This is a genomic window from Pelomonas sp. KK5 (genome assembly GCF_001984095.1).
Lineage (GTDB): Bacteria > Pseudomonadota > Gammaproteobacteria > Burkholderiales > Burkholderiaceae_C > KK5.
Window position 1 is genome coordinate 1 of the sequence record NZ_LYVQ01000372.1, and the last position, 3,789, is coordinate 3,789.

At 72.4% G+C, this 3,789-nt stretch carries 3 protein-coding genes; all 3 read left to right on the top strand.

From position 1 onward, the window contains the following. Positions 1 to 392: TolC family protein (locus tag B0W88_RS30480; protein WP_158080972.1), on the top strand; the 392-nt coding region annotated here is incomplete at its 5' end. Continuing rightward, positions 389 to 1,612 carry an efflux RND transporter periplasmic adaptor subunit gene (locus tag B0W88_RS30485; protein WP_083749175.1) on the top strand — a complete coding sequence of 408 codons (1,224 nt, stop codon included), beginning with the start codon at positions 389 to 391 and terminating at the stop codon, positions 1,610 to 1,612. The genes B0W88_RS30480 and B0W88_RS30485, both read left to right, overlap by 4 nt. Next, positions 1,609 to 3,789: efflux RND transporter permease subunit (locus B0W88_RS30490; protein ID WP_144007086.1), on the top strand; the 2,181-nt coding region annotated here is incomplete at its 3' end. The genes B0W88_RS30485 and B0W88_RS30490, both read left to right, overlap by 4 nt.

The window sequence follows — 3,789 nt, forward strand, 5'->3', positions numbered from 1 at the left end:
CGGTCGGTGTCAGCATTCCGCTGCCGATTGCCCGGTCGCAGCGCCAGGACCGCGAGACGGCCGCGCGCCTGGCCCAGGCCGACCGCATGGAAGCCGAGCTGGCCGAGGCGATGCGGGCCGCCGCGGCGGACTACCGCACGCTGGCCAGCGACGCGCAGCGCCTGCAGCAGCGCATCGAGCGCTACGAGCAGGCCGTCGTCGCGCCGGCCCGCCAACGCAGCGCCGCCGCGCTCGCGGCCTACCGATCGAGCCCCGGCACGCTCGCCGCCGTCTTCGAGGCGCGCCGCGCCGAGCTGCAGCAGCAACGCCGCCTGCTGGCGCTGCAGCGGGAACTGTCCATCGCCCAGGCCCGCCTGGCCTTCCAGTCCCTCGCTCACGGAGACGCCCAATGAAACGCTCGACGCTCGTCATCAGCCTGGCCCTGGCCGGCCTGCTGCTCGCCGGCGCCGGATACCTGCTGGGCCGCGCCTCCGGCAGTGGCCACGACATGCCGGCGCCCGCCGCGGAGCGCAAGATCCTCTACTGGCACGACCCGATGGTCCCCGGCCACCGCTTCGACAAGCCCGGCAAGTCGCCGTTCATGGACATGCAGCTGGAGCCGGTCTATGCCGACGAGGCCGGCGGGCAGGCCGGCGTGCAGATCAGCCCGGGCCTTCAGCAGAACCTGGGCCTGCGCACGGCGGTGGTCAGGAAGACCGAACTGGCCCCGTCCTTTGATGCGGTCGGCACCGTCCAGTTCGACGAGCGGCAGCAGCTGGTGGTGCAGACCCGCGTCGCCGGCTATGTCGAGCGCCTGGCGGTGCGCGCGCCGATGGAGCGGGTCAGTCGAGGCCAGACGTTAGCGACCGTCTTCGCGCCCGAATGGCTGGGCCCGCAGAACGAGTGGCTGGCGCTCAGGCGCGCCGGCGTGGCGCCGGAGCTGGTCGAGGCGGCACGCGAGCGCCTGCGCGCGCTGTCGATTCCGGACGCCCTGGTGCGCCAGAGCGAGGCGGCCGGCACGGCCCAGGCCCGCTTCACGCTGAGCGCCCCGGCGGGCGGCGTGGTGGCTGAGCTTGGCGTGCGCGAGGGCGTGGCGGTGACGCCCGGCATGACGCTGTTCCGCATCGCCGGGCTCGACAAGGTCTGGGCGGTGGCGGAGGTGCCCGAAGCCCAGGCGGTGCGGCTGGCGCGCGGCCAGAAGGTGAGGGCGGTGCTGCAGGCCGACGGCACGCAGGCCTTCGCGGGCGAGCTGAAGGAGCTGCTGCCCCAGGTCAAGGCCGACACCCGCACGCTGCAGGCCCGCTTCGAGGTGGACAACCGCGCCGGCCGGCTGGTGCCCGGCATGCTGCTGCGCCTGCAGGTGGCCGGGGCCAGCGCGGCGCGGCTGCTGGTGCCGTCCGAGGCGCTGATCCGCACCGGCACCCGTGCGGTGGCCCTCGTGCGCACCGCGCCGGGCGCCTTCGAGCCGCGCGAGCTGAAGCTCGGCGCCGAACTGGGCGAGCAGTTCGAGGTGCTGGACGGCCTGCACGAAGGCGAGGAGGTGGTCGTCAGCGGGCAGTTCCTGGTGGACTCCGAGGCACGTCTCAAGTCCGTCCTCGGCGCCATGAATGCCGCATCGGGAGCCGCGCCATGATCGCGGCCCTGATCCGCTGGTCGGTGGCGAACCGCTTCCTGGTGCTGGTCGCCACCGCCTTCCTCGTCGCGGCCGGCCTGCGCGCCGTCGCGCTGACGCCGGTGGACGCGCTGCCCGACCTCAGCGACGTGCAGGTGATCGTGCGCACCAGCTATCCCGGCAAGCCGCCGCAGCTGGTGGAGGACCTCGTCACTTACCCGCTGACGACGACGATGCTGGGCGTGCCCGGCGCCCGCACGGTGCGCGGCTACAGCTTCTTCGGCGATTCCTTCGTGTACGTGCTGTTCGACGACCGCACCGATCCCTACTGGGCCCGCTCCCGCGTCGTCGAGTCGCTGAACCAGGTGCAGAGCCGGCTGCCGGCCGGCGCCACCGCCTCGCTGGGGCCGGATGCGACGGGCGTCGGCTGGATCTACGAGTACGCGCTGGTGGACCGCAGCGGAACTCACGATCTTGGCCAGCTGCGCGCGCTGAACGACTGGTTCCTGAAACTGGAGCTGAAGACGGTGCCCGACGTGGCCGAGGTGGCCTCCATCGGCGGCATGGTGCGGCAGTACCAGGTGGTGCTCGACCCGGATCGCATGCGGGTGCTGGGCGTGAGCCCGGCCCAGGTGGTGGAGGCGCTGAAGCAGGGCAACGAGTCCTCGGGCGGCTCGGTGGTGGAGATGGCCGAGAGCGAGTTCATGGTGCGCTCGCACGGCTTCTTGAAGTCGCTGGCCGATTTCCGCGCGATCCCGCTGCGCGCCAGCGGCGCCACGCCGGTGCTGCTGGGCGACGTGGCCTTCGTGCAGGTCGGGCCGGAGATGCGCCGCGGCATCGCCGAACTGGACGGCGAGGGCGAGGTGGCTGGCGGGGTCGTGGTGATGCGCTCGGGCAAGAACGCCCGCACGACGATCGCGGCGATCAAGGCCCGCATCGAGGCCTTGAAGCCGGGCCTGCCCAAGGGCGTGGAGATCGTCGAGACCTACGACCGTTCGAAGCTGATCGACCGCGCGGTGGACAACCTGCGCGAGAAGCTGGTCGAGGAGTTCATCGTCGTGGCGCTGGTCTGCGCGGTGTTCCTGTTCCACCTGCGCTCGGCGCTGGTGGCGGTGGTGACGCTGCCGATCGGCGTGCTCGCCGCCTTCCTCGTGATGCATGCGCAGGGCATCAGCGCCAACATCCTCTCGCTCGGCGGCGTGGCGATCGCCCTGGGCGCGATGGTGGACGCCAGCGTCGTGCTGGTGGAGGCTGCGCACAAGCAGATCGAGCACTTCGAGGCGCTGCACGGCCGGCCGCCGCGCGCGGCCGAGCGCTGGGCGCTGGTCACCGCCGCGGCCGAGGAGGTGGGGCCGGCGCTGTTCTTCTCGCTGCTGGTGATCACGCTGTCCTTCGTGCCGGTGTTCGCGCTGGAGGCGCAGGAGGGTCGCCTCTTCTCGCCGCTGGCCTTCACCAAGACCTATGCGATGGCGGCCGCAGCGGGCCTGTCGGTGACGCTGGTGCCGGTGCTGATGGGCCTCTTGATCCGCGGCCGCATCCCCAAGGAGACGGCCAACCCGCTGAACCGGGCGCTGATCGCGATCTACCGGCCGGTGCTGGAGGCGGTGCTGCGCTTCCCGAAGGCCACGCTGCTGGCCGCCGCGCTGGTGCTGGCGGTGACGGCCGTGCCCGTCTCGCGCCTGGGCGGCGAGTTCATGCCGCCGCTGGACGAGGGCGACCTGCTCTACATGCCCTCGGCGCTGCCCGGCCTGTCGGCGGGCAAGGCGGCCGAGCTGCTGCAACAGACGGACCGGCTGATCCGCACGGTGCCCGAGGTCGAGCGCGTCTTCGGCAAGGCCGGCCGCGCCGACAGCGCCACCGACCCCGCGCCGCTGGAGATGTTCGAGACCACGATCCAGTTCAAGCCGCGCGCACAGTGGCGGCCCGGCATGACGCCGGAGAAGCTGGTGGAGGAGCTGGACGCGCGGGTCAAGGTGCCCGGCCTGTCCAATGTCTGGGTGCCGCCGATCCGCAACCGCATCGACATGCTGGCCACCGGCATCAAGAGCCCCGTGGGCATCAAGGTGGCGGGGTCCGACCTGGCCACCATCGACGCATTGACGGCCCGCGTCGAGGCGGCGGTGAAGGCCGTGCCCGGCGTGTCCTCGGCGCTGGCCGAGCGCCTGACCGGCGGGCGCTACATCGACGTGGACGTGGAC